21 protein-coding genes are annotated in these 24702 nt (G+C 39.4%); 18 read left to right on the top strand and 3 right to left on the bottom strand.

The annotated features are described in order from the left end of the window. Positions 1-100: 100 nt before the first annotated feature. From L877_RS0103665 to L877_RS0103645, 5 genes are all read left to right on the top strand, one after another. Complete coding sequence (locus L877_RS0103665; RefSeq protein WP_026834937.1) at positions 101-1192, top strand: hypothetical protein; 1092 nt, start codon at positions 101-103, stop codon at positions 1190-1192. Continuing rightward, a complete protein-coding gene (locus L877_RS0103660) occupies positions 1189-2043 on the top strand; it encodes a hypothetical protein (protein ID WP_026834936.1) in 855 nt (284 codons plus the stop codon). The genes L877_RS0103665 and L877_RS0103660 overlap by 4 nt, the downstream gene beginning before the upstream one ends. A gap of 99 nt (positions 2044-2142) precedes the next feature. After that, positions 2143-2997, top strand: coding sequence for a hypothetical protein (locus tag L877_RS0103655; RefSeq protein ID WP_156922978.1), 855 nt, complete (start codon positions 2143-2145; stop codon positions 2995-2997). 255 nt (positions 2998-3252) lie between these two features. Then, positions 3253-4359, top strand: a complete 1107-nt coding sequence (locus L877_RS0103650; RefSeq protein ID WP_156922977.1) for a hypothetical protein — start codon at positions 3253-3255, stop codon at positions 4357-4359. A gap of 14 nt (positions 4360-4373) precedes the next feature. After that, a complete protein-coding gene (locus L877_RS0103645) occupies positions 4374-5198 on the top strand; it encodes a hypothetical protein (RefSeq protein ID WP_034784998.1) in 825 nt (274 codons plus the stop codon). 94 nt (positions 5199-5292) lie between these two features. On the opposite strand, the gene L877_RS12030 is transcribed toward L877_RS0103645, so the two are convergent. Beyond that, a complete protein-coding gene (locus tag L877_RS12030) occupies positions 5293-6678 on the bottom strand; it encodes an N-acetylglucosaminidase (RefSeq protein WP_051437656.1) in 1386 nt (461 codons plus the stop codon). Between the two features lie 196 nt (positions 6679-6874). On the opposite strand from L877_RS12030, the gene L877_RS12025 reads away from it, so the two are divergent. Genes L877_RS12025 through dapF form a run of 4 tightly spaced genes read left to right on the top strand, consistent with a single transcriptional unit; the run spans position 6875 to position 9736 of the window. Further along, complete coding sequence (locus tag L877_RS12025; RefSeq protein WP_051437655.1) at positions 6875-7378, top strand: hypothetical protein; 504 nt, start codon at positions 6875-6877, stop codon at positions 7376-7378. A gap of 2 nt (positions 7379-7380) precedes the next feature. After that, positions 7381-8433, top strand: coding sequence for a D-alanine--D-alanine ligase family protein (locus L877_RS0103630; protein WP_026834932.1), 1053 nt, complete (start codon positions 7381-7383; stop codon positions 8431-8433). A 30-nt stretch (positions 8434-8463) separates the two neighbouring features. Next, a complete protein-coding gene (locus tag L877_RS0103625) occupies positions 8464-8901 on the top strand; it encodes a YwiB family protein (protein WP_026834931.1) in 438 nt (145 codons plus the stop codon). After that, on the top strand, positions 8888-9736 hold the full coding sequence (gene dapF / locus L877_RS0103620; protein WP_026834930.1) for a diaminopimelate epimerase: 849 nt from the start codon (positions 8888-8890) through the stop codon (positions 9734-9736). The genes L877_RS0103625 and dapF overlap by 14 nt, the downstream gene beginning before the upstream one ends. 155 nt (positions 9737-9891) lie before the next feature. On the opposite strand, the gene trpS is transcribed toward dapF, so the two are convergent. Further along, positions 9892-10935, bottom strand: a complete 1044-nt coding sequence (trpS, locus tag L877_RS12020) for a tryptophan--tRNA ligase (protein ID WP_034785019.1) — start codon at positions 10933-10935, stop codon at positions 9892-9894. Positions 10936-11039: 104 nt separating this feature from the next. Between trpS and L877_RS12015 the strand changes: the two genes are divergently transcribed. From L877_RS12015 to L877_RS0103570, 9 genes are all read left to right on the top strand, one after another. Further along, positions 11040-12260, top strand: coding sequence for an endo-1,4-beta-xylanase (locus tag L877_RS12015; RefSeq protein ID WP_051437654.1), 1221 nt, complete (start codon positions 11040-11042; stop codon positions 12258-12260). Between the two features lie 156 nt (positions 12261-12416). Then, positions 12417-13325: a quinolinate synthase NadA gene (gene nadA / locus L877_RS0103605; protein WP_026834929.1), complete on the top strand. Its 909-nt coding sequence runs from the start codon at positions 12417-12419 to the stop codon at positions 13323-13325. Positions 13326-13355: 30 nt separating this feature from the next. Then, positions 13356-14642 (top strand): L-aspartate oxidase, encoded by a 1287-nt coding sequence (locus L877_RS0103600; RefSeq protein WP_026834928.1) that lies wholly within the window; start codon positions 13356-13358, stop codon positions 14640-14642. Then, positions 14635-15489: a carboxylating nicotinate-nucleotide diphosphorylase gene (gene nadC / locus L877_RS0103595; RefSeq protein WP_026834927.1), complete on the top strand. Its 855-nt coding sequence runs from the start codon at positions 14635-14637 to the stop codon at positions 15487-15489. Before L877_RS0103600 ends, nadC begins: the two co-directional genes overlap by 8 nt. Positions 15490-15529: 40 nt before the next feature. After that, a complete protein-coding gene (locus L877_RS0103590) occupies positions 15530-16039 on the top strand; it encodes a transcription repressor NadR (RefSeq protein ID WP_026834926.1) in 510 nt (169 codons plus the stop codon). Positions 16040-16309: 270 nt separating this feature from the next. After that, positions 16310-18052, top strand: a complete 1743-nt coding sequence (locus L877_RS0103585) for an ABC transporter ATP-binding protein (RefSeq protein ID WP_026834925.1) — start codon at positions 16310-16312, stop codon at positions 18050-18052. Next, a complete protein-coding gene (locus L877_RS12010; protein WP_051437653.1) occupies positions 18049-19905 on the top strand; it encodes an ABC transporter transmembrane domain-containing protein in 1857 nt (618 codons plus the stop codon). Before L877_RS0103585 ends, L877_RS12010 begins: the two co-directional genes overlap by 4 nt. A 119-nt stretch (positions 19906-20024) precedes the next feature. Beyond that, entirely contained in the window at positions 20025-21008 is a 984-nt protein-coding gene (gene pta, locus L877_RS0103575; protein WP_026834924.1) for a phosphate acetyltransferase, read from the top strand. Between the two features lie 141 nt (positions 21009-21149). Continuing rightward, the gene (locus L877_RS0103570; RefSeq protein WP_026834923.1) at positions 21150-23630 is read left to right on the top strand and encodes a heavy metal translocating P-type ATPase; all 2481 of its coding nucleotides are present in this window, start codon (positions 21150-21152) and stop codon (positions 23628-23630) included. Here the strand turns inward: L877_RS0103570 and L877_RS14565 are convergent. Then, a complete protein-coding gene (locus L877_RS14565; RefSeq protein ID WP_051437652.1) occupies positions 23627-23995 on the bottom strand; it encodes a helix-turn-helix domain-containing protein in 369 nt (122 codons plus the stop codon). The two genes, L877_RS0103570 and L877_RS14565, sit on opposite strands and share 4 nt — an antisense overlap. Positions 23996-24702: the final 707 nt, after the last annotated feature.

Raw genomic sequence — 24702 nt, 5'->3', positions numbered from 1 at the left:
AGGAATATTTGCTCCCCCAAAAAAATAATTGACATATAGACATTAAATGTGTTACAATGAACATTGTCCGGACAAATAAAGACACAATGAGGAGATTATAATGAAAAAACAAGTATTAATAGGAATGTTAGTAGCAACTCTAGTTCTGAGCGATGGAATTGGGGCATATGCTTATAGTATGGAAGGAAAATCAAGTAACTCACCTCGTGTTAATGTAGAAACTGCAAACAGTGATTTGATGGATAATCATAATAGTATCCCAGAAAATGTTGAAATTAAAAAAGCTTTGGTTGAAACTCAATATAGTGAAACAGCAAAAACTGAAACTGTAAGTGTAGAGACTGCAAATGTGGAGTCTGTGCCTGTGGAGAGTGCTTCTGTGGAGAAGAAAAAACACAAATATGATGCTAAGAAGAGTGATTCTGATGCTCGAAGGGATCGGAGTGGAGCAGCTGGAATTAAAGATATCATTATAGAGACCCTAGATGGAGCCAAGAAAGATGCAAAGAATAAGCATAAGGATTGCTATAGTAAGAGTGTGCTAAAGTGTGAGAAATCTACAAAGTGGATTCTGAATACTAGAAATATTAAACAAAGCTATTGTAATTTAATATATAGTATAGATCAAAAACTAGATTATATTCCGAGCGGGACATGTGTTCAGGTTGCTGGTGCTAGTATGACTGAATATTTTACAAGAAAAGGGTTTTCTAAGACATACGAGGGAGCAAAGTATATATATGCTTTTTCTGAAATGCTTTTAAGAACAATGATGGACAACCAGATTACATTTGTGAAAGGAAAAAATGGTGTAGAAAGTTCGGGTACACATCCTCATTACTTTCCATATATGTATGAATATTTTTACCTGAGACATAATAAAAAAACAAAAGGGTACTTATGGGATCATGACTATGAGAGTGTCAAAAATCTCAATAAACTTTCAAGACCGGTGCATGGTACGTTTTACGCCCCAAATAAAGATGGTCATTCTATGGTAATAAATGGGGCTTATGAGATAACTATAGAATATAAAGAAAAGAAGAAAGATAAATCAAAGACCAAAACATATGTATATTATACGGTTAATGATGGATATAAGGATTCGACTAAAGGAGATGGTAGGGTGCAGTATGTTCAACGAAAGTATTGTGGAAATATTACAACATTAAGTTATAGGAGAGAGACATGAAGAGAGTAATAATTATTTCAGTTATTTTGATATTTATGGTGGCAGGATCATTTGTTCTTTTCCAAAAAAATCATAACCCGGATAAACAAGTAGCAAGTGGATTGACAGGTTATGTGGGAGAAAAAGAGAAAAAATCGGAAAAAAAAGCATCAAAACCATGGATAGAAACACAGTCAGTGGAAGGTGAATATGATGGAGATTGTTCTGATAGAATTGATGTAAGTCGTTGGGACAAAAAGGGCAGCTTGGATGTATTAAAAGTGAAATTTGAAGGGGAACCGGGAGGCTTTTATGATCCCAAGGGCTCTGTTAGACAGTTTAAATCGCTCATGTCTGTGCAGGATGTGATTAAGGCCAATAAAAACAATTATGTTGGTAGTATAAAACTTCCGGAAGGAGGAGAAGGTGCACTCTTCTTTAAAGATAATAATTATTATATCTTAGAATATAATGATAGAGATGTTGTCTTCGGTGAAACATCATATAGCATCTTTAATTTAAACGCATTAGTAAACTTGGAAAACCAAAGATTTGTTGTGTTTCAGATGCCTACTAGATGGGAGTTCTATGACAAGATTGTAGAACTTTTTAAAGAAAATAAACGTGATGCTTTAGAATATATATACAAGTATAGTTTTGAAGAGTTGGTCGAATTTTATAAGAGAATAGACAGGAAATACTGTTCTATAGACGAGGAAAACCAGATAATACGAATTGCTGGACGAAATCTCAGTACCCACAAAATTATCAAGGATTTTGCTACTATAGATTATAAGAATCACAGAGTAATAACCAAGGAAAGTCGAGGAAGAAAGGCTTACTGGGAGTCGGATAAAGTATACATAAAATAGGAGTGCATATAGCTAACAGCCATGATTGTATATGTGGCTGTTAGCTTGTATCTCAAATTATCTCGTGTTTATGTAAAAAGAATAATTAGGGAGACAGATATGAAAAAAACAATTTTATTCGCGGTATTAGCTGTTATACTAATAATAGGTGCATTTATTATTTTTCAGAAAGCACATAGTCCTGAACAACAAGAAGGTAAAAATTCAGTTAATTACATTGATGAGAATGGGGAAAATGTTGGAGAAAGAACAAAGAGTCCGCAGATAGAAACGTTATCAATTGAAGGCGAGTATACTAAAGAGTGTAAAGATGACGTCTATGTTGATAAATGGGAGAAGAATAAAGAAATCAGTGTTTTAAAACTTAATCTAAAGGGGGAAGTTGGCGGATACTACGATCCGTCGGGAGATGTATGTGAGTTTTCATCATTGCTGACAGGTGAGGAAATTGTCCAGGCGAATAAAGACTATTATGTTGGGACAATGGTTCTAGATAACGGAGACAAAGGCCATCTTTTTTTCAAAGACAATAATAATTACATATTAGAATATGGTGATAAAGACATTTTGTCTGGAGAAACGTTTTGCCGCATATATAACATGAATGCAAGAGTAGACTTGGAAAATGGTCAATGGGTTATATTTCAGATGCCGGTAAGGATGAATTTTGAAGTCGATATTGTAAAGGCATATAAGAAATATAAACGTGATTTTTATGAAGATCTGTATCATTTTAGTTTTGTTGATCTGGTAGAATTCTATAAGAGAATAGACAAGAAATACTGTTCTATAGATGAAGAAAACCAAGTAATACGAATTGCTGGACGAAATCTCAGTACTCATAAAATCACCAAAGATTATGCCACGATAGATTACAAGAATCATAGAGTAATAACCAAGGAAAGTCGAGGAAGAAAGGCATATTGGGAGTCGGATAAGGTGTATATAAAGTAAAGTGAATTGTGTAAAAAGCCACGCTTTGAAGTGACTCATCAAAGTGTGGCTTTATGAGACTGAATCTGGACGAGTGTACGGAAGTGGAGAATTCTCACAATTAGTGCAAGTAAAGTGTTAAAAGAACACGTTTACAACGACACGCCTATGTAAAGATATAATAAAATGACTCTCAAACAATAAATATTTGACGCTCGAGGGGGAATGTGTTACAATGAACACTGTTTGGACAAAAATAAGATAATAAAGGAGAAAATGATGAAAAAACAAGCATTGGTAGGAATGTTAATAGCAACTCTAGTTCTGAGTGATGGAATTGGAGTATATGCTTATGGTATGGAAGGAAAGTCGAGTAATTCACTTAGTGTTAATGTAGAAACTGCAAATAGTGATTTGTTGGATAATTATAATAACATCTCGGAAAATGTGTCATTAGGTGATATACAATGTGAAACTGTGACAATTGAAAAAGCGGCGGTTGACTCTCCGTGTAATGAAACAGCTTATTCTGAATCAGCTATAGTTGAAACTTGTTCTAGAGAGTATAATTGTTTGAAAGTTGATACGAACCTTGAGGTGTCAGAAAATGGTGTTAAACATTCGAAACGATACGGAAGCGAGGGATTTGACAGTATAATACTTGAGACACTAGATGATGCTAAAAAAAATGCATTAGGAAAGCATAAGAATTGCTACAAGAAGAGTATTTTGAGTACGATAAAAAGTACAAAATGGATTTTAAATACGAGAAATGTACGACAGACATATTGCAATAGAATATATTATTTAGAGTATGGTGATCAGGTTGGGATGATTCCATCAGGTACATGTGTACAAGTGACCGGTTCAATAATGGCGGAATATTATACAAGAAAAGGTTTTGCTAAAACATACGAAGGTGCAAAGTATATAAATGCCTTTAAGGAAATGCTTTATATTACATTTTTCGACAATCAGATTCATTTTAAGAAATTGGGTAATGGTGAAGTATGGAGTAGTGGGACAGAAGATTATTATGTTCCGACAATGTATGAGAAGTTTTATCAACGACATAATAATAAAACAAGAGGTTTTAGAGAAACAGATGTAGATAATTTATATAGTTTTATAAAGAACACAATCAGCTTTTCTAGACCAGTTCACGGAGGGTTTGTTGCACCAGATAAGAGCGCGCATGCCATGTCAATTTGCGGAGCTTATGAAATAACAGTTGAGTATAAAGAAAAGAAAAAGGGTAAAGCAAAAACTAAAAAATATGTATATTTAGTTGTTAATGATGGTGCTAAGGATTGTGATGATGGAAACAAAAGAGTCCAGTATATACAGAAGAAATACCTAGACGGGATAGTAACGCTGAGTTAATGGAGGAATTGGAATTGAAAAAAAAGATAATTATTGGTGTATCATCTCTATTTATAGTTGGTTTATTGTTTTTGGGTATTAAGTGCTTATTCTATGAAAGTGATGATACTAGTGAAAGAGTTAGAAACATGAATGCGAAATATGTTGATTCGTTGATAGAAACTTTTTCTATTGAAGGAGAATATAGAGGCAATATGCCCGACTATGTTGAAGCAGATGCATGGAATGAAGGTAAAAATGTGAATGTGATAAAGGTAAAGCTTGAGGGAGAAAAAAGCGGAGTGTATGAACCAGGAGCGTCTATACATTATTTTTCAACAAGAATGACACCAGATGAGCTTCTTAAGGCAAATAAGGATATATTTGTTGGTAAGCTGAAGACGGTTTTTAATAAAACGGGTTGTAACCTTTTGTTCAAGAATAATAATTACTATGAGCTTACATCAACATCTGACAAAGCAATAACTCATTGCTCCTTGAGATGTATTAATAGTTCTGCAGTTTATAATAAAGATGAAACTGTTGTATTTCAGATGCCAGGTGAGAATTATTTCGATGTTAAAATTGTTGATAGTTATAAGGAAAACAAAGTGGACTTGCTTGAAGGTATATACTTTTATCAATTCAAAGACTTGAAGGAATTTTATAAAAGATTTGATAAGAAATACTGCTCAATAGACGAGGAAAACCAGATAATACGAATTGCTGGACGAAATCTCAGTACCCACAAAATTATCAAGGATTTTGCTACTATAGATTATAAAAATCACAGAGTAATAACCAAGGAAAGTCGAGGAAGAAAGGCTTACTGGGAGTCGGATAAAGTATATATAAAATAGAGTTGAATATATATAAACGCCACACTGAGAAGTGTGGCGTTTTATATAGTTGAATCGCATACTGCTGGTCTTACTCCCTGTGGTCGTAAGACATTTATTTCCTAAATGCAGGATAATCGTATGAGTAAATAGCTGTTTTAGCATAGCAGTTACTAAAAAGCATCATTCGCTGTGCTATTTGCTCCGAATACCATGGGCCAGTTGCGTACTGGTGGCTCAAGTTTGATGGATTAAATCTAAACTTGAAAATTGTATTTTGAGCAGGCTTAGCTTGGAAATAATTGGTCTTGATGAATTTTGCTGCTCCGTAAATAGCTTTATTTATAGTGGTCCAGCCGTTGTAGTATGCATATGAAGTGGCACCTGTTCTAGGATCACTGTCATAGGCCTTGATTCCGTAAAGGTTATATACCTTTTTGGATTTTTTGATTTTCTTTGTGATAAATTTTCCGCCTGATCTAGCATAGCTAGGCAATGCAACCCTTGTAATCTTATTTCCGCGTGACAAACCACTAGTTCCATATCCGGACTCTATAAATGTCTGAGAAGCAAAGTACATTGGGTCAATTCCGACTTTCTTTGCTGCGGCTAACATTACTTTTCCTTTGTTATATAAAACGCTGTAAGAAGGCTTGTGGCCGTTGTTTTCACAAGCGTTTCGTATATAATAGTTAAAGGTTGATATGAATTTCTTCTCATTTACTGCTCTGTACGTATCAAGTCTCAGGAACTGGAAACCGTAAGAAGTATCTTTTCTATAATTGAGAAGTCTCTTGTACTCCTTCAGTGAAGCACGTCCTGCACGTGCCTTCTGTATCTTGGCATATTGGTTAAGTGTCCACCTGTACTTGGTAAATGTATTGGTACCGCTGTAGTTAAGTACCGGTTTTGACAATTGAGCAACACCAAGGTCTTCATCCCACAAATAATTGATTCCCAATGCCTTGATAATGGCCTTAAATGGGACAAGGATAGTCTTTACTCCAGACTTTTTGTAGGTTACCCTTGTTGGTGCCACCTTCAGCTTTGTCTTTTTCTGGTTAACTGTAATGTATGGTTTGTTGAGGTGCATAATTACAAACTTATTGTTCTTTGAAATCTTGATTTTCTTCAGTTTTTTGTGATACTTATAACTTCCCTCGATACCCTGATCGGCAAATGTCTCTTTTAAGGGAACCATCAATACACCGTTAATCTTAATTGCGGGAGTCTTCTTGAGCTTAACATTTTTGTTTTCATAGACAACTTGAATCGTCTCCCCTTCATAGACATGCTCAGTAGAGCCGATGCTGTATTTTACTTTTTTAGTGTTTCCGCCACCAGCTGAGCTAACGCTGGGTGCAGGTGTCTCATCTTCGTTGTTTGCAGAAACTAGCGACACTGCTTGCACATTTTCTGCGGGCACAGACGGAAATGCTGTGATCGCAACTGCAAAAGCTACGGCAGATGCGAACATTTTTCTTGAAAAATAGTTAAACATGTTAATGTTCCTCTCCTCTTTATCTCAAAATATTCCAATGATCAACTTACATAATAATCCAAGAATGTGTCATAAAAGTGAACATTTTGATGAAAGTTTTTTTGAAAATGGTCATATGCTAGACAAATCCTCGGAATATGGTATAATGTACTAGGGAGTGGGGCAAGGGATGGAAGTGATTATAAGGAGGATATTTATGGAAGAACAGATTAAGAAGGTTGGAAGACGCATGTCTATTTACATGGCAGTGGTGCTAAGTTTCTCGCTTTCCCTGATAGGTATGGTTTCTGCGGGAAAATTTACAGTAGTTGGTTTTTTAATCAGCTTTTTGATCAGCACAGTGATTAGTATCATTATTGGCATGATTGTTCCTATGAAGAAGCTGAACGATTCAGTTGCGATAAAATCTAAGATTAAGAGTAAATTAGGACAGCGATTGCTGATTACACTCGTATCCGATTGCATATTTACACCGGTGATGACTTTGGCGATGGTGGGATTAGCTCACAGAATGGCAGTGAGCCAGGGGGCAACAATTCCATTTTTACCGATGTTTTTGAAGTCGCTGCTTATTAGCATGTTGGCAGGATACGTTATTATATTTATAGTGACCCCATTGTGTTTTAAGTTTGCAATGCGTGGCATACCAACTGAGGGTCCTAAGCCCAACATAAATGAACAACCAAGGAGGAATAATTAACAATGAAAAAGAGAGTAGCAGTTATTTTTGGAGGAGTATCATCTGAACATGAGGTTTCTGTGGTATCAGCGACCAATATTATTAAGGGTTTTAATAAAGATAAGTACGATGTATTTTTGGTGGGAATTACCAAAGATGGAAGATGGCTTTTGGTAGATAGTGTCGCTGATCTTGAATCAGGAAAATGGTCCGACAGCCAGAAAAAAGCAATCTTGTCTCCTGACAGAAGTGACGCGGGCTTTATTATAGAAGAAGATGGTCAATATAGACTGGAGAAGATCGATGTAATCTTTCCGGTATTGCATGGTCTGTACGGAGAAGATGGAACTATCCAGGGACTTTTTGAGATGTCAGGACTTCCATATGTTGGATGTGGGGTTCTCAGCTCTGCAGCTGGAATGGATAAGCTCTCAACTAAACTCTATGTAGAGAGACTTGGAATTAGACAGGCCAAGTTTGTCTTTGATATTAGAAAAGATATGTCAGGCCTTGAAGAGACTACTGAGAGAGTCGAGAGAAAACTTGGTTATCCTGTTTTTGTTAAGCCATCAAGTGCTGGTTCTTCTTGTGGCGTAAGCAAGGCGAGAAATCGCGAAGAACTTGCCGAGGCAATCGAACTTGCCAAGAAGCATGACACTCGAGTTCTCATAGAAGAAGCGATTAATGGACGAGAGATTGAATGTGGAGTGCTTGGAAATGAAGAAGTTATTGCATCGAATGTAGGCGAAGTAATAGCTGCTGCAGAATTTTATGACTACGAAGCTAAGTATAATAACAGTGAATCTAAGACTGTGATTAACCCTGATACACTTGCGGATGAAGTCAAAGATGAGATAAGAAAAGACGCTGTAAAAATCTTTAAGGCAATTGCCGGAGCCGGGCTTTCAAGGGTTGATTTCTTTGTTGAAGATGGAACTAATGAAGTTATATTTAATGAGATTAATACCCTTCCTGGCTTTACTAATATTAGTATGTATCCAATGCTCTTAAACGACTCTGGTTACGGAATTGAGGACTTGTTAGATAAGCTTGTGGAGCTTGCTTATAATAGATAAGTCAGATGAAAGGTTAAATAGGATATTATAATGAAAAAAGAGGCGAAGATTACTGTAAATACACGAAATAGCAACATGGGTAATAGCGACTTCAGCGTGGTTTCTTTCGGGAGTCTGGAAGAGATAGATGATTGTATACTTATAGAATACGAAGATGTGAGTCCGAATGAGACACACGAAACAATGATTAAGAATACCATCAAGATTGCACCGGGTCAGGTGGATATAATTAAGGACGATGCTGAAGGGACTCACATGATATTTATTATGGGCGAGAATACTGTTTCATACTACTCTACACCATATGGTATTTTGGAGTTTTCAGTTCATACAACCAAGATTTCTATCAAGAAAAACGGGGATGAATTAAGGCTTTTATTGTGCTATGGTATTCAGATTGAATCTGATATTTTATCAAAGGTTAGAATCGACTTAAAGGTCAAGGAGGTTAATAATGTCAAAGCTTAGATTTACTAAAATGCATGGAACAGGAAATGATTACGTTTACGTTGATCTTTTTAAGGAGAAGTTAGAAGATCCTGCCAAAGCATCAATTATTGTCAGTGATCGCCATTTTGGAGTGGGATCAGATGGCCTTATCTGCATCGCTCCATCGGATGTGGCTGACTGCAGAATGATCATGTTTAACGCAGATGGATCAGAGGGCGCCATGTGTGGAAATGGTGTTCGATGTGTTGCTAAGTATGCATATGACCATGGAATTGCGACAAAAGAGAATATCAAAGTAGAAACCCTCAGCGGTATCAAGGATATAGATGTCACAGTTGAAAATGGCAAGGTGGCTTATGCAACCGTCAATATGGGAAAGGCTATTTTAAATGGTCCGGATATCCCAACAACATATAAAGATGAAGTAGTAGTAGACAAAAAAATAGAAGTTTTGGGAAAAGAATACGAAGTTACATGTGTATCTATGGGAAATCCACATTGCGTTATTTTTACAGAAAATATCGACGATTTGGACCTTGAAAAGATCGGACCATTTTTCGAGAATTACGAGGCATTCCCTAATCGAATTAACACAGAATTTGTGGAAGTTATCGATGAAAATACACTTAAGATGCGCGTGTGGGAGCGCGGTTCCGGTGAGACTATCTCATGTGGAACAGGAACTTGTGCAACAGTAGTTGCGGCTGTATTAAAAGGATTTTGCAAGCGTGATTCAGAAGTTGAAGTTCAGATACGAGGCGGAAGCTTATTTGATACATATCTCTCAAGTGGAGAGGTTATTATGCGAGGGCCTGCAACAGAGGTTTTTACCGGAGAAATAGAGATAGATTAAATTGTATTTCATATAAAAAAGGATTCCTAAAAAGGAATCCTTATATTTACCAAGTGGATCAAGTGGAATCGCATTTTGCTGGTCTTACTCCCTGCGGTCGTAAGACATTAAACGAAACGCATACTGCTGGTCTTACTCCCTGCGGTCGTAAGACATTACTCAAAGTAATTGATTTGCATAGCTGCTTTAACTTCTGATAAAGTATTAGCTGCAACTTCTCTTGCTTTGATGCTTCCCTCTTTGAGGATTTCCATAACTGCCGGAATATCCTTGGCAAGTTCTTCGCGGCGGAGGCGGATAGGATCCAACTCTTCCATGAGAACTGCATAGAGGAACTTCTTAACTTTGACATCGCCCAAACCGCCTTTGGTATAGTGCTCCTTGAGCTCTGCCAAGCAGCTATAATCTGGGAGATGATTTGCAAAGTGTTCGTCATTGCAGAAGGCGTCGAGATATGTGAATACGGTATTGCCCTCGAGCTTACCTGGATCCTCGATTCTTATGTGATCAGGATCAGTGTACATACTCATTACTTTCTTGCGAATATCCTCAGGTGAATCTGAGAGATATATGCAGTTTCCGAGAGACTTACTCATCTTTGCCTTGCCATCGATACCAGGGAGTCTCATACAAGCCTGATTGTCAGGAAGGAGAACATTTGGCTCCACTAAGACTTCGTCATATGTAGAGTTGAAACTTCTAACAATCTCGCGAGTTTGCTCAATCATAGGAAGCTGATCTTCACCAACTGGAACTGTTGTTGCCTTGAAGGCAGTGATGTCAGCAGCCTGGCTTATAGGATAAGTAAAGAAACCTACAGGGATGCTTGTGTTAAAACCACGCATGCTTATCTCTGACTTAACAGTAGGGTTTCTCTTGAGCCTTGACAAAGTAACAAGGTTCATATAATAAAATGTAAGTTCAGTAAGTTCAGATATGTAGGACTGAACGAACAAAGTAGACTTACTTGGATCTAGTCCGCAAGACATGTAGTCGAGCGCGACTTCTGAAATATTCTTTCTAACTTTTTCCGGATTATCGAAATTGTCTGTCAACGCTTGGGCGTCAGCAATCATGATGTAGATTTCATCGTATTCTCCGGAGTTCTGTAATTCGACACGTCTTTTTAGTGATCCTACATAATGGCCGACATGAAGTCTTCCGGTAGGACGGTCGCCTGTTAGTATAATCTTTTTCATTTAGATTGTACATCCTTTCGATTATGATTTTCACAATCTTAATTGTAAGATTTTTTTGAGTAATTGTCAACTATTAATAGAAACATATATTAAGGAGGTTATCTATGATAAAGGAAATCAAAAATTTGTTGCCCAGAATTGCTTGTACTGTATTGGGAACAGCACTGTTAGTGGCATGTGGGGCAAACGGTGGACAAGATGGCAATCAGAGCAATAATCAAACTGGTGTCAACAACACCGAAACAAGTAGCAGTGAATCTAAGGAAGGGGCAGAAGGAAAGGTGGATGTAAAGAACGCTGAGACGCTGAAGGACGCCTATGCCAATGACTTTACAGTTGGTGTATCTATAGTAATGAGCGACATCAACAATGATGAGACGATGAAATTTTTGTCGGAACATTTTAACTCTTTTACTATGGGAAACGAGATGAAACCGGAAAACTTGCTTGACTACGAGAAGACGGAAAAAAGTCCGAACAGACTTCCGGTGATTCGCAAAGAGGGTCTTAAGAAAATCTTGAACACAGCTAGACATCTGGGAGTTAAGATGCGTGGGCATACTTTGCTTTGGCACAATCAGACTCCGGATTGGTTCTTCTCTAAGGATTATGAACCAAGTGAGGGCTTTGCCACCAAGGAAGAGATGAACAAGAGACTTGAGGCTTATATCAAGGGCGTAATGGAAGCTTGTGAGGAGATATATCCGGGCGGTATCTATGCTTGGGATGTTGTCAATGAAGCCATGGAAGATGGTGGCGGACCAAGAAAGAAAGACAGCAACTGGTATAAGATTTATGGCGATGACAGCTATATCACCAGTGCATTTACATATGCGAGAAAGTATGCAAATCCCAAGGCAAAGCTTTTCTACAATGACTACAACGAGTACCAGGGACCAAAGAGAAACAGCATTATTGCCAAGTTGAAGGAGCTCAGAAAGAAGAATTTGGTTGACGGAATGGGATTCCAAAGCCATTGGGAGCTGGGATATCCAACTGCTTTTGATATTGAGGAAAATATCAAGGAATACAGCCAAATTGAGGGACTTGAACTTCAGTTTACGGAGATAGATATGCATACAACAGATAATTCTGATGCCACCCTTGAGGAGCAGGCTCAGCAGTACAAGGAGATTTTTGAGGTTATTCTCAAGGCTAAGAGAGAGGATCATGCCAATATAACCAATGTAACATTCTGGGGATATACGGACGAGGATTCTTGGTTGACACCATTTAAGGGCGAGACAAGTTATCCACTTCTCTTCCAGAATTATACAGAGAAAAAACCTTGCTATTACAGCATCTTGGAGGCTGCTAAGGAGTGAAAATAGTCTGAAATCGACAAAAAACTTTTTTTAGTGTCTTGTCAGCTGTAAAGTTTTGTGTTAAGATACTATTTAACACGGTATAAATGTCATGGAACATTTTCATGTGTCATGATACAGTGAGTAGACAAGATCAAGGAAAGAGGTTGTCGGTTTATGAGAGAAATCATAGAACGTATAGAAGAACTCAAAAAAGAAAAAAATGCAGTTATTTTGGCTCATTATTATGTAAGAGATGAGGTACAGGAGATTGCTGACTATGTCGGCGACTCCTTCTACCTCAGTAAGGTTGCTACAAAGGTAGATGCGGATATTATCGTATTTTGCGGAGTATCATTTATGGGAGAAAGTGCTAAGATTCTCAATCCCGATAAGATGGTATTGATGCCGGATAGTACCGCAGACTGCCCTATGGCTCATATGGCAGACGTTGACAAGATAGAGGCTGTTCGCAGTCAGTATGATGATCTTGCAGTTGTCTGCTATATTAATTCTACATCAGAGCTGAAGATGCATTCCGATATATGTGTAACATCCAGCAATGCAATGAAGATTGTGGAGAGATTGCCGCAGAAGAACATTTTCTTCATTCCGGATGAAAACCTTGGAAGATATATTGCGAGTAAGGTTCCGGAGAAGAATTTTATATTCAATGACGGCTTTTGTCACGTTCACTCAGAGCTCAGACTGGATGAGGTAAAAAGAGGCTTGGAGGCACATCCCGAGGCCAAGTTTGTAGTACATCCAGAGTGCAAGATGGAAGTGCTGGAATTGGCTGATTTTATAGGAAGTACCGCCGAGCTTATTGATTTTGTGACTGAAGATGATTCAAAAGAGTTTATTGTTGGAACGGAGATGGGCGTGCTTTATGAGATGAAGCAGAAGAATCCAAACAAAAAGTTTTACTCTGCTGCGGCAGTTCAGATCTGTCCTAATATGAAGAAGATTTCCCTTGAGAAGATAGCAGATTGTCTCGCCAATGAGACCAATCAGGTAGAAGTTTCAGCAGAGAAGAGGGAACAGGCGAGTAAACCACTTAATGCCATGTTGGAATTGGCTAAGTAGAGAATGGGTAAACCCAAAAGGAAGAATAGCATGATTAATAAGACTGATGTGTTGATAATCGGAAGTGGTGTCGCTGGTTTATTTGCCGCACTTCACCTTCCGTCAGACAAGCAAATTACTATAATCACCAAGAACAGTATAGAAGAGAGTGATTCTTTTCTGGCTCAGGGTGGTATATGTGTGCTCAGATCTGAAGATGATTATGATAGTTATTATGAAGATACTATGAGGGCAGGACATCATGAAAATCGCAAGGAATCTGTGGATATCATGATTAAGACGTCGAGACATATTATTGATGAGTTGATTGACTGTGGCGTGGAATTCGAAAGTGAAAATGGCGAATACCTCTATACCCGCGAGGGTGGTCACAGTAAGCATAGGATTATGTTCCACAAGGACATAACAGGCAAAGAGATAACCAGCAAGGTACTAAGAGTTGTCCAGTCCAAGAAAAATATTCAGATAATCGAAAATACAACCATGATCGACGTTATCATGAGAGATGGCACCTGCTATGGTGCGGTGATTCGCGACAAGGATGATCATGTGCAAAATATTTTCGCAGATTATACTGTGATGGCAAGTGGTGGAATTGGTGGTCTTTATAAGCACTCCACCAATTTTAGACAGCTGACGGGTGATGCCATCGCTATTGCCCTGAAAAATGGCATAAAACTTGAAAACATCAATTATATACAGATTCATCCCACAACTCTGTATTCGGAGAAGCCGGGAAGAAGATTTTTGATTTCTGAGTCAGTCAGGGGTGAGGGGGCGATTCTTCTCAACAAAGACGGAGAGCGCTTCGTGGATGAGCTGTTGCCTCGTGATTTGTTGACTCAGAAGGTATATGAGCAGATGGAGAAAGATGGACTGCCATATGTGCGTCTCAGCATGGCTGGGATAGATGAGCAAGAAATCAAAGGCCATTTTCCGAATATTTATGAAAAATGTTTGGAGGAGGGGTACGATGTCACGAAGGATCCAATACCTGTAGTACCTGCCCAACATTATTTCATGGGGGGAATTTGGGTTGATTCTGACAGCAAGACATCTGTTGACAGATTATATGCCATAGGCGAGACGAGCTGTAATGGTGTTCACGGCGCCAACAGACTTGCAAGTAATTCTCTGTTAGAGAGTCTTGTCTTTGCTGAGAGAGCGGCCAACAAGATAACGGAGACATATACAGAGGTCAGTGAGGATGCTCCGGAGGTGGACTTGACGGCCTACGGCGACAAGAAGAAACTTGAAAAAGAGTACAAAGATATGATTTTACAGGAGATAGAAAGGATTAATAGCCATGATGAATAGTATAGATATGAAACTCAATGCAGATCACTTGATTATGCAGGCACTGCAGGAAGATATTACAAGTGAAGATGTGAGCACCAATTCCATAATGAGAGACAAGGTTGAAGGTGAAGTTCAGCTTATCTGTAAACAAGATGGAATCATCGCCGGTCTTGAGGTTTTTGCCAGAGTTTTTGAACTTTTGGATGACAGCACTGTAATTGATTTTCAGTGCAAGGACGGAGATGCAGTGAAAAATGGTCAGCTAATGGCTACAGTTCGCGGAGATATTCGCGTGCTTTTGTCAGGCGAGAGAGTTGCCCTTAATTTCCTTCAGAGAATGAGTGGAATTGCCACATATACAAATTCAATAGCGAAATTCCTTGAGGGGACCGGAACAAAGCTTCTGGATACCAGAAAGACAACACCTAACATGAGGCTTTTCGAGAAGTACTCTGTAAAGGTTGGCGGTGGCTATAATCACAGATATAATCTTTCCGATGGAATTCTCTTGAAAGACAATCACATCGGGGCAGCAGGCGGAATAACCAAGGCAATTGAGATGGCCAAGGAGTATGCACCATTTGTCCGCAAGATTGAGATAGAGGTTGAAAATCTTGATATGGTCAGAGAAGCTGTAGAGGCGGGAGCCGATATCATCATGCTAGACAATATGTCGGTTGAAGATATGGAAGAGGCTATTAAGATTATAGATGGACGCGCTGAGACGGAGTGCTCAGGCAATGTTACCAGAGAGAATATTGAAAAATTGGCTGGAATAGGAGTAGATTATATATCAAGTGGAGCTCTTACACATTCAGCGCCTATAATGGATATTTCTCTCAAGAATTTGCATCCAATTGAGTAACAGTAGTTTTATTAAAGTGTAGGAAGGAAGGCTTACGTCCATGAGTAAGGATAGACAAAATAGAATTTTACAGATTCTTAGAACTAGTAGTTCGCCTGTCTCAGGAACCAAATTGGCAAGAGAGTGCGATGTGAGTCGTCAGGTAATAGTTCAGGATATTGCGGTTTTACGAGCAGCCAATGTTGATATTATATCTACTAATAGAGGGTATATTATTCAGCATGAGGGGAAAGCTGTGCGAACATTTAAAATGTGTAATACGGATGACCAAACAGAAGATGCTCTTAAGACTATCGTATATTATGGTGGCGTGGTGGAAAATGATTACGTTAATCACAAAGTATATGGAAGAGTGGAAGTGGAGCTCAATATTCGCTCTAATCGCGATGTTACAGAATTTATCGAGAGAATTAAGAGCGGAAAATCAACACCGCTTAAGAATATAACATCAGATTATCACTATCATACAGTATCTGCAGAGTCAGAGGAGATTCTCGACCTAATAGAGGAAGCGTTGCTGAAGAAGAATTATTTGATAATAAAAAAGTAATGTTGCACTTTGGGTGCTAGACATAAGGAAGGGCGAAACCAATTCAGTTTCGCCCTTGAAAGAGGAGTTTTATGAAAAAATATCAAATAAATAAAGCAACACAGCATTGCTGCATGCAGTCATAAGCTAATTAAATCTAAGTATTTTTCTTATTGTCTATGAGTATACAAGTCAATTGTGACGAAACTGTGTTTAATTTTGTTTTTATTTGTGAACTTTTTGTAAAGTTTTCATTACTAAAGAAAAATTCTTGAAGTGGAGGAAACAAGAATGAAGACATTTATTAAGTATGCAAGGCCGTATATCAAGTACTTTATTCTCGGCCCGTTGTTCATGCTGGTCGAGATTGTAGGCGATGTTTTCATGCCCAAGCTTATGTCATTGATAATCAATGAGGGAGTTCAAGCCGGTCGTGGAAGCAAGTATATTATCCTTATGGGAATTCTTATGGTGCTGGTGGCCTTTCTCATGATGTTAGGAGGCGTTATGGCGGCTTACTTTGCCGTCAAGGCAGCAGTGAATTTTGCAGGAGATCTGCGTCGAGATACCTTTAAGAAGATTCAGACATTTTCTTTTTCAAATATCGAAAAATTCTCGACGGGATCGCTGGTTACAAGGCTTACCAATGATATTACCAATGTTCAAAATATCATAGTGATGTTACTTAGAATCTGCCTGAGAGCACCGGGACTTCTAATAGGTGGCCTGATCATGGCCATATCTATCAATGCGAGATTAGCTATTGTACTCGGAGTAGTTATTCCTATCTTGGTTGTGGCTCTAGTAACAGTAGTTAGAGTAGCTTTTCCTAGGTTTGAAAAAATGCAGGAGAAGTTGGATTCTCTCAACTCAAGAATTCAGGAAAATATCACAAACGTGCGAGTGGTAAAGTCTTTTGTTCGCGATGATTTTGAGAAAGAGACATTCAATGAAGCCAACGAAACCTTGGTAAATAGAACTCTTGCCGCTATGAATGTTGTCATTCTGACACTTCCTATCATGACATTTGCCATGAATATTGCAACTATGGCAGTGCTCTGGTTTGGAGGTAATCAGGTTATGAATGGCGAGATGAAAGTAGGAGATCTCACGGCATTTACCACCTATATTGTTCAGATACTCATGTCACTTATGATTCTGGGAATGATTTTTATCCAGGGCTCTCGTTCACTTGCCTCGGCAAAGCGAATCAACGAGGTTCTTACATCCAAGGTTGATCTGAATGATGACAATTCCAGCGAAAAGGACAAAGTGGTTTCTCGCGGTGAAATTGAGTTCAGAGATGTTTGCTTTAGATATTACAAGAAGCATAAGAATAATGTTCTCAAGAATATTTCATTCAAGGCATATCCGGGTGAAACTGTGGGAATCATCGGTTCTACAGGATCCGGAAAAACTAGCCTTGTTCAGTTGATTCCAAGACTTTACGATGTGGATTCTGGGGAAGTTTTGGTAGACGGAACAAATGTCAAGGAGTACTCAATAGAAAATCTGAGGAATGGAGTGGGTATGGTGCTCCAGAAAAATACTCTGTTCTCGGGAAGTATCATGGAAAACCTGAGATGGGGCGATAAAGATGCCACTGATGAAGAAGTATATGAGATGGCTAGATATGCTCAAGCTGATAAGTTTGTAAAGGACTTTACTGATGGTTATGACATGGAATTAGGTCAGGGAGGAGTAAATGTCTCCGGAGGACAAAAACAGAGACTTTGTATAGCCAGAGCGCTTCTAAGAAAGCCTAAAATACTCATATTAGATGACAGTACAAGCGCCGTAGATACGGCCACAGAGGCGGAGATAAGGAAGGCTTTTGACTCTGAATTAAAGGAGACAACAAAGTTGATAATCGCTCAGAGAATTTCCTCTGTTGAAAATGCAGATCGAATCATCGTCATGGATGAGGGGGCGATAGTCGGAATTGGAAATCACAAGGAGCTTCTGAAAACTTGTGAAGAGTACAAGGAGATTTACTATTCACAGAAGGATAAAGATGAGGAGGTGTCAGCATGAGTCCAGCACCGGGAAAAGGCCCGGGTATGGGGCCCGGAAGGGGAAGAGGTCTAGTCAAGGGAGGAAAACCCAAGAACTCCAAAGAGACTATAAAGAGACTTTTGTCATACCTTGGTAAAGACAAGATTAAAGTTATAATTGCTATTATTTGTGCGATAGTGACGAGTTTATCGGGACTTTTGGGAGCTTATATGCTATCACCTGTTATAGATAAAGTGACGGAAGTTGTGAAAAAAATCAACCAAAATCCTTCTGACAAGGAAGCTATAATTGCCGGTGGCGTAAAGTATCTTGTGGGAGCTTTGGGATTGATGGCTATTATATATGGTTCAGGTATTTTAGCTACATATATCCAGCAAAAAATCATGATAAAAGTTTCCCAGAGGGCGTTGAAGACGATTCGTAAGGAGCTCTTCGATCACATCCAAACTCTCCCGGTAAGATTCTTTGATACCAATCCTACGGGAGATGTTATGAGCCGTTTTACCAACGATGTTGATTCGGTGGGAGAGATGCTCAATAACACAGTAGTACAGTTGGTTTCGGGTGTTATCACAATTATCGGAACACTCATAATGATGATATATCTTAACTATATTCTTGCAATATTGACAGTTATTATCATACCGGTTATGCTGAAAGCTCTGAGTTTTCTTGCTTCTAAGAGTTCTAAGTATTACAGGGAGCAGCAAAATGCTCTGGGAAAGTTGAATGGATACATAGAGGAAACTGTAACAGGACAGAAGGTTGTCAAAGTTTTCTGTCATGAACAACAGGCGATTGAGTCGTTTAATGAGCTGAATGAAGATCTCAAAGGCAAGCAGATACATGCTCAGTTCTTCGGCGGAATAATGGGTCCTGTAATGGGAAATCTCGGTCAGGTTAACTATGCCCTCACATCATGTGTGGGTGGTGTACTCTGCGTGTTAGGCAAGCTCACAGTGGGAAATCTAAGCGTGTTTGTCAACTATTCCAGACAATTTTCCAGACCGCTAAACGAGGTTTCAATGCAGGTAAATACCATATTTTCAGCGCTTGCAGGAGCAGAGCGAGTGTTTAAAGTCATGGATGAAGAGCCTGAGACTTCAGATGTTGAAGGAGCAATATCTGCAAAGGAAATCAAGGGAGAAGTGATTATGAAGGATGTATCCTTTGGATATAGTCCGGATAAGACTATCCTTAAGAATATCAATCTCTACGCTCATGCAGGGCAAAAAGTGGCATTTGTCGGATCAACCGGAGCCGGCAAAACTACTATAACCAACCTTCTCAATAGATTTTATGATATTGAAGAGGGGGAGATTACTGTTGACGGGCGAGATATCAAGGATTACAAGATGTCTGAGTTGAGGGCGAGCATAGCTATGGTTCTCCAAGACACGCATCTTTTTACGGGTACAGTAAGGGAAAATATTCGCTACGGAAGACCTGATGCAACTGATGAAGAAGTAGAGCAGGCGGCTAGAACTGCCAGTGCACATTCGTTTATTATGAGATTGGAGGATGGCTATGATACCATGCTTGAGGGAGATGGAGTCAACCTCAGCCAGGGACAGCGCCAGCTTCTCAATATTGCTCGTGCAGCTATTTCTAAAGCGCCGATTCTCGTACTTGACGAGGCGACAAGTTCTGTTGATACCAGAACGGAGATGCACATAGATCACGGCATGGAACGACTTATGAAAGACAGAACAACATTTGTAATTGCTCATCGTCTTTCAACTGTTAGAAATGCAGATTGTATCATGGTATTGGAGCAAGGCGAAATAATAGAGAGAGGCACTCATAAACAGCTGTTAGAGGAAAAGGGACGATACTATCAGCTCTATACGGGAGCCATAGAATTAGCCTAGAAATTCCGTTAAAAACTTAACAATCTTTTTTTTGAAAAATTCCTTGTAATATCGCTGAAATTTGGTATTATAGAATAGTGGATAGAAAAATACTATAATGTAATCCAAGGAGGAAGCATATGTTTGGATTTGGTGAAATGATTAACATATTGAAAAAGGATCCTAAGAAGATTGTTTTTACAGAGGGTGCGGATCCAAGAATTCTCGAGGCTTCATCTCGACTCTTGGCAAGTACATTCCTCACACCGATTTTGATTGGAAATCCGGATGAGGTCAATGAGGCAGCAGAGGAGAGTGGATTCAATATTAGAGGAGCACAGATTATCGATCCTAATAACTATGACAGGATTGATGAGATGGTCGATCTTCTATGTGAGATTCGAAAGAGTAAGGGAATGACTCCTGAAAAGGCTAGAAAAGTAGTGAGTCAGGCCAATTACTTTGGAACCATGCTAGTTAAGATGGGTATTGCAGATGCATTACTCGGAGGAGCGACATACTCGACAGCTGATACTGTCAGACCGGCGCTCCAGATTATAAAGACAAAGCCGGAAAACTCTATTGTGTCATCTGTATTTATCTTGGTTCGTCCATCTGCTACAGGTGCTAATGAGGTTTTGGCAATGGCAGATTGTGCTATTAATATTAGCCCAAGTGAAGATGAGTTGGCGGAGATTGCCGTGGAAGCAGCCAAATGTGCGAAAGTGTTTGGTATTGATCCTAAAGTGGCATTCTTAAGCTATTCTACATTCGGTTCCGGGTCAGGCGAGAGTGTAGATAAGATGAGAAATGCAGCGGCAAAGGCCAAAAAGTTAAACCCTGATCTCCCGGTTGAGGGAGAGCTTCAGTTTGACGCGGCAGTGGCACCACGTGTGGCGAAGACAAAGTGCCCACAGTCCGAAGTGGCTGGCTATGCCAACACATTTATATTTCCTGACATCAATGCCGGTAACATCGGCTACAAGATGGCGCAGAGACTCGGACAGTTTGATGCATATGGTCCTATATTGCTCGGACTCAATGCACCAATCAATGACTTGTCCAGAGGATGTAATGCTTTGGAAGTATATTCTATGGCTATTATTACAGCTGCTCTTGCATAAGAGTGAAAGAAAGATTATTGAGAGCCCTGGTTAGTAGGATAGCCAGGGCCTTTTTTGGAGTAAGACAATTTCGGAATCGCATATTGCTGGTCTTACTCACGTCGTTCGTAAGACAATTTAGGAAAGAGGTTTGGATTGATTATGAAAAAGTATACAGTAAATGGAATGAGTTGTGCGGCCTGCGTCGCCAACGTTGAGAAGAGTGTTAAGAAGGTCTCGGGCGTAAGTGAAGTTTCTGTAAATCTTTTGAGTAAATCCATGAGAGTTGAGGGAGAGGTATCAGATGATGAGATAATCAGTGCCGTGGAAAAGGCAGGTTATAGTGCAGAAGTCTTTGGTGCCGGTCAATCAGAGGCCACATCAACCTCCTCAGCGTCTCCGGTTCCGTCGGATGATGACAAAGAGTACAGGGAAAAGAAGAAAAGTCTCATATACTCCATAATTTTTTCTCTGATACTTATGTACTTTTCCATGGGACATTCCATGTTTGGTTTGCCACTGCCGGGAAATCTTGGGGACAATCACATATTTATTGCCATAATCCAGATGTTTTTGGCTTTTGTGGTTATGACAATCAACAGAAGCTTTTTTATCAGAGGATTTAAGGGTTTGATCAAGTTGATGCCCAATATGGATTCTCTGGTAGCTTTGGGAGCTTCTGCGGCATTCGTGTACAGTTTTGCTGCGTTGTATCGCATGACAGAGATGATGCATGCAAGCGAACACGATCTCTACTTTGAGTCCTCGGCCATGATTCTTACGCTCATAAGCGTGGGAAAACTCTTGGAGACAAGATCCAAGGGAAAAACAAGCGATGCCATAAGGGGACTCATGAAGTTGACTCCTGACACCACAAGAATAGTTGAGAATGATATAGAGAAAAATATTCCGACAAAGAGTGTAACCACGGGGATGGTTATCGCAATCAGGCCAGGAGAAAGCATACCTGTGGATGCAAAAATAGTCAGTGGAAATTGTGCGATAGATGAATCTGCCCTTACCGGAGAGAGCATCCCGGTAGACAAAGGTATTGGGGATCGGGTATCAGCCGGTACTATCAACAAAGATGGATATATTAGATGTGAAGTTACAGGAGTTGGGGCAGAGACGACGCTAGCGCAGATTATTCGCTTGGTAAGTGAGGCAGCGGAGACCAAGGCACCTATTGCCAAAATCGCCGACAAGGTGGCAGGTGTATTTGTGCCGATAGTTATATTGATTGCCCTGGTGACGTTTGTGATTTGGATTGCAGTGGGTGAGACCTTGGGTTACTCACTAGCCAGAGCTGTATCCGTACTCGTGATTAGCTGTCCATGTGCCCTGGGGCTTGCTACTCCGGTGGCGATTATGGTGGGAAATGGTGTTGGAGCGAAGAAGGGAATCTTGTTTAAGACAGCCGCTGTACTTGAAGAAATCGGAAAAGCTGATACAGTTGTACTTGATAAAACAGGAACCATTACTCTTGGAGATCCGAGAGTGACTTCTGTGTTTGAGGCCCATGAGGATCTGGGCGAGATGGCCTATATCTTGGAGAAAAAAAGTGAGCATCCACTCGCGAGAGCAGTTGAAATTTATCATGAAGATAAAGTTAAATCTCGATTTGACGTCAAAGAATTTGCTGTGCTTGCAGGACGTGGTGTCACGGCTGTTGCAGTTTCGGAGAGTGGAGAAGAAACGCATGTTTTCGGCGGGAAAAAAGACTACATTAGACAATTAGATCGGAACATTTTCACCTGGATAAAAGATGAAGAAATCTTGCAGAAGATTGATTCGGATTATGAAAAAGTTACCGACACTGGAAGCACACCTTTGTTTTTTGCAAGCAGTGAGTATTATCTTGGATGCCTAGGTGTGGCGGATGTGATAAAACCGGATAGTGAGGCGGCTATACGGGAAATCAAGGACCTTGGGGTGGATGTGGTTATGATCACTGGCGATAATGTGAAAACGGCAAGATATATTGGTAAACAGGTTGGAGTTGACAATATAATAGCTGATGTGTTGCCTGACGGCAAGGAAAGTGAGATTGTAAAACTTCAGCAAAACGGTAAAGTTATAATGGTGGGGGATGGAATTAATGATGCACCGGCTTTGACAAGGGCTGATGTGGGAATTGCTATAGGAGCGGGATCGGATATTGCCATAGATGCTGCTGATATAGTCATAATGAATAATTCGTTGCGAGATGTATCGGAGGCAATAAAGCTTAGTAGGAGTGTTTTGAGAAATATAAAGCAAAACCTGTTTTGGGCATTTTTCTATAATGTTATCGGTATTCCGTTGGCGGCAGGAGCATTTGTCTGGGCATTTGGCTTGACTTTAAATCCTATGATAGGTGCTGCAGCTATGGGATTATCCAGCTTTTTTGTTGTAAGCAATGCTTTGCGATTAAATCTTAAGGAGGATAAGAAGAAAATGAACAAGAAAACAATTAAAGTTGAAGGTATGATGTGTGAACACTGTGAGAACAGAGTGAAGAAGACTCTTGAGGCGATTGATGGAATAGAGGCTGTTACGGCGGACCACAAGAAGAATACGGTTGTAATGGAGATGTCGAAAGATGTAGATGAGTCAGTGATAAAGGCGGCTATAGAGGATCAAGACTACAAATTCATTGGTTAGTTTTCGGTTGATTTGGTTGAATCTACAGGGGTGCCCGATAAACCGGCAAGATAGTTGTAAAGAAGCTTTTGATCGTAGGCGTCAAGTCTGCGGTATAGAGATAGGATGTCGGCTTCTGTGCTATCTATGGTATCGGGTACTCTTTTTTTAGTTTCGATTTCGTAAAAAAACTCCCACAAATCAAGATTGAGAGTGTAACATACTTTTTTTAAAACATATATAGTAGGACAAGATTCACGTCTAAACATATTGGTAATAGTGGAATATGGGACCTGTGACTCATTGGATAATCGGTATAAGCTCCATCCTTTCTCATTTAACAATTCAGTTAAGTGATTCAATAGTAATTCATTTAAATCGAACATATAACACCTCTTCTAAAAAATATTATCTTTTAAAGATATGCAATATATGCACAGTTATATTTTACCTAATATATCAAAAAAGTGTTAGAACGAATATGGGTACTAAAACCAACCGATATAGTATACAATTGTATACTATATCAATATGTGAACCAAAAAAAAGGGGGCTGTCGCACTAAGACAGTCTAAAACAGGAAGAGTCCAACCGACTCGAGACGCAATGCATGCGCATTGAAGTCTCTCTCTGATTGGCCTCTTCCTGTTTTTTTTCGGAATCGCATAGCGCTGGTCTTACTCACGTCGTTCGTAAGACAATTATTATACTTGTCTAGTGCTGCCAATGTTCTTGCAGAAAGTAAATTCAAAATCCTCAAAATTGCTTTTTGATAAGGCTTGTATTAGTGCGCATATTTTTAGATTTGATGCGAATTAACAGTCAAGTCTTTTCCCCTCTCGGGGCATGCCAAATCTTCTTTTTTCAAATAGGCATGCCCCTCACGCCATATCAATCAAGTTTTTTCCCTCTCGGGGCATGCCAAATCTTCTTTTTTCAAATAGGCATGCCCCTCACGCCATATCAATCAAGTTTCTCCCCATCTCGGGGATACCAAAAAGGAGCTGAGCACTAACAATATTTTAATTGTTAGTGCGACAGCCCCGCTTAGAATAGGAAACGCATATTGCTGGTCTTACTCCCTACGGTCGTA

This window comes from Eubacterium xylanophilum ATCC 35991 (genome assembly GCF_000518685.1).
GTDB classification, from domain to species: domain Bacteria; phylum Bacillota; class Clostridia; order Lachnospirales; family Lachnospiraceae; genus Eubacterium_F; species Eubacterium_F xylanophilum.
This window is presented reverse-complemented; position numbering and strand designations above follow the sequence as displayed.

Excerpts from the sequence above, each read along its gene's own strand:
- L877_RS0103665 (WP_026834937.1), top strand. The coding sequence starts at position 101 with ATGAAAAAACAAGTATTAATAGGAATGTTAGTAGCAACTCTAGTTCTG.
- L877_RS0103660 (WP_026834936.1), top strand. The coding sequence starts at position 1,189 with ATGAAGAGAGTAATAATTATTTCAGTTATTTTGATATTTATGGTGGCA.
- L877_RS0103655 (WP_156922978.1), top strand. The coding sequence starts at position 2,143 with ATGAAAAAAACAATTTTATTCGCGGTATTAGCTGTTATACTAATAATA.
- L877_RS0103650 (WP_156922977.1), top strand. The coding sequence starts at position 3,253 with ATGATGAAAAAACAAGCATTGGTAGGAATGTTAATAGCAACTCTAGTT.
- L877_RS12030 (WP_051437656.1), bottom strand. The coding sequence starts at position 6,678 with ATGTTTAACTATTTTTCAAGAAAAATGTTCGCATCTGCCGTAGCTTTT.
- L877_RS12025 (WP_051437655.1), top strand. The coding sequence starts at position 6,875 with ATGGAAGAACAGATTAAGAAGGTTGGAAGACGCATGTCTATTTACATG.
- L877_RS0103630 (WP_026834932.1), top strand. The coding sequence starts at position 7,381 with ATGAAAAAGAGAGTAGCAGTTATTTTTGGAGGAGTATCATCTGAACAT.
- L877_RS0103625 (WP_026834931.1), top strand. The coding sequence starts at position 8,464 with ATGAAAAAAGAGGCGAAGATTACTGTAAATACACGAAATAGCAACATG.
- dapF (WP_026834930.1), top strand. The coding sequence starts at position 8,888 with ATGTCAAAGCTTAGATTTACTAAAATGCATGGAACAGGAAATGATTAC.
- trpS (WP_034785019.1), bottom strand. The coding sequence starts at position 10,935 with ATGAAAAAGATTATACTAACAGGCGACCGTCCTACCGGAAGACTTCAT.
- L877_RS12015 (WP_051437654.1), top strand. The coding sequence starts at position 11,040 with ATGATAAAGGAAATCAAAAATTTGTTGCCCAGAATTGCTTGTACTGTA.
- nadA (WP_026834929.1), top strand. The coding sequence starts at position 12,417 with ATGAGAGAAATCATAGAACGTATAGAAGAACTCAAAAAAGAAAAAAAT.
- L877_RS0103600 (WP_026834928.1), top strand. The coding sequence starts at position 13,356 with ATGATTAATAAGACTGATGTGTTGATAATCGGAAGTGGTGTCGCTGGT.
- nadC (WP_026834927.1), top strand. The coding sequence starts at position 14,635 with ATGAATAGTATAGATATGAAACTCAATGCAGATCACTTGATTATGCAG.
- L877_RS0103590 (WP_026834926.1), top strand. The coding sequence starts at position 15,530 with ATGAGTAAGGATAGACAAAATAGAATTTTACAGATTCTTAGAACTAGT.
- L877_RS0103585 (WP_026834925.1), top strand. The coding sequence starts at position 16,310 with ATGAAGACATTTATTAAGTATGCAAGGCCGTATATCAAGTACTTTATT.
- L877_RS12010 (WP_051437653.1), top strand. The coding sequence starts at position 18,049 with ATGAGTCCAGCACCGGGAAAAGGCCCGGGTATGGGGCCCGGAAGGGGA.
- pta (WP_026834924.1), top strand. The coding sequence starts at position 20,025 with ATGTTTGGATTTGGTGAAATGATTAACATATTGAAAAAGGATCCTAAG.
- L877_RS0103570 (WP_026834923.1), top strand. The coding sequence starts at position 21,150 with ATGAAAAAGTATACAGTAAATGGAATGAGTTGTGCGGCCTGCGTCGCC.
- L877_RS14565 (WP_051437652.1), bottom strand. The coding sequence starts at position 23,995 with ATGTTCGATTTAAATGAATTACTATTGAATCACTTAACTGAATTGTTA.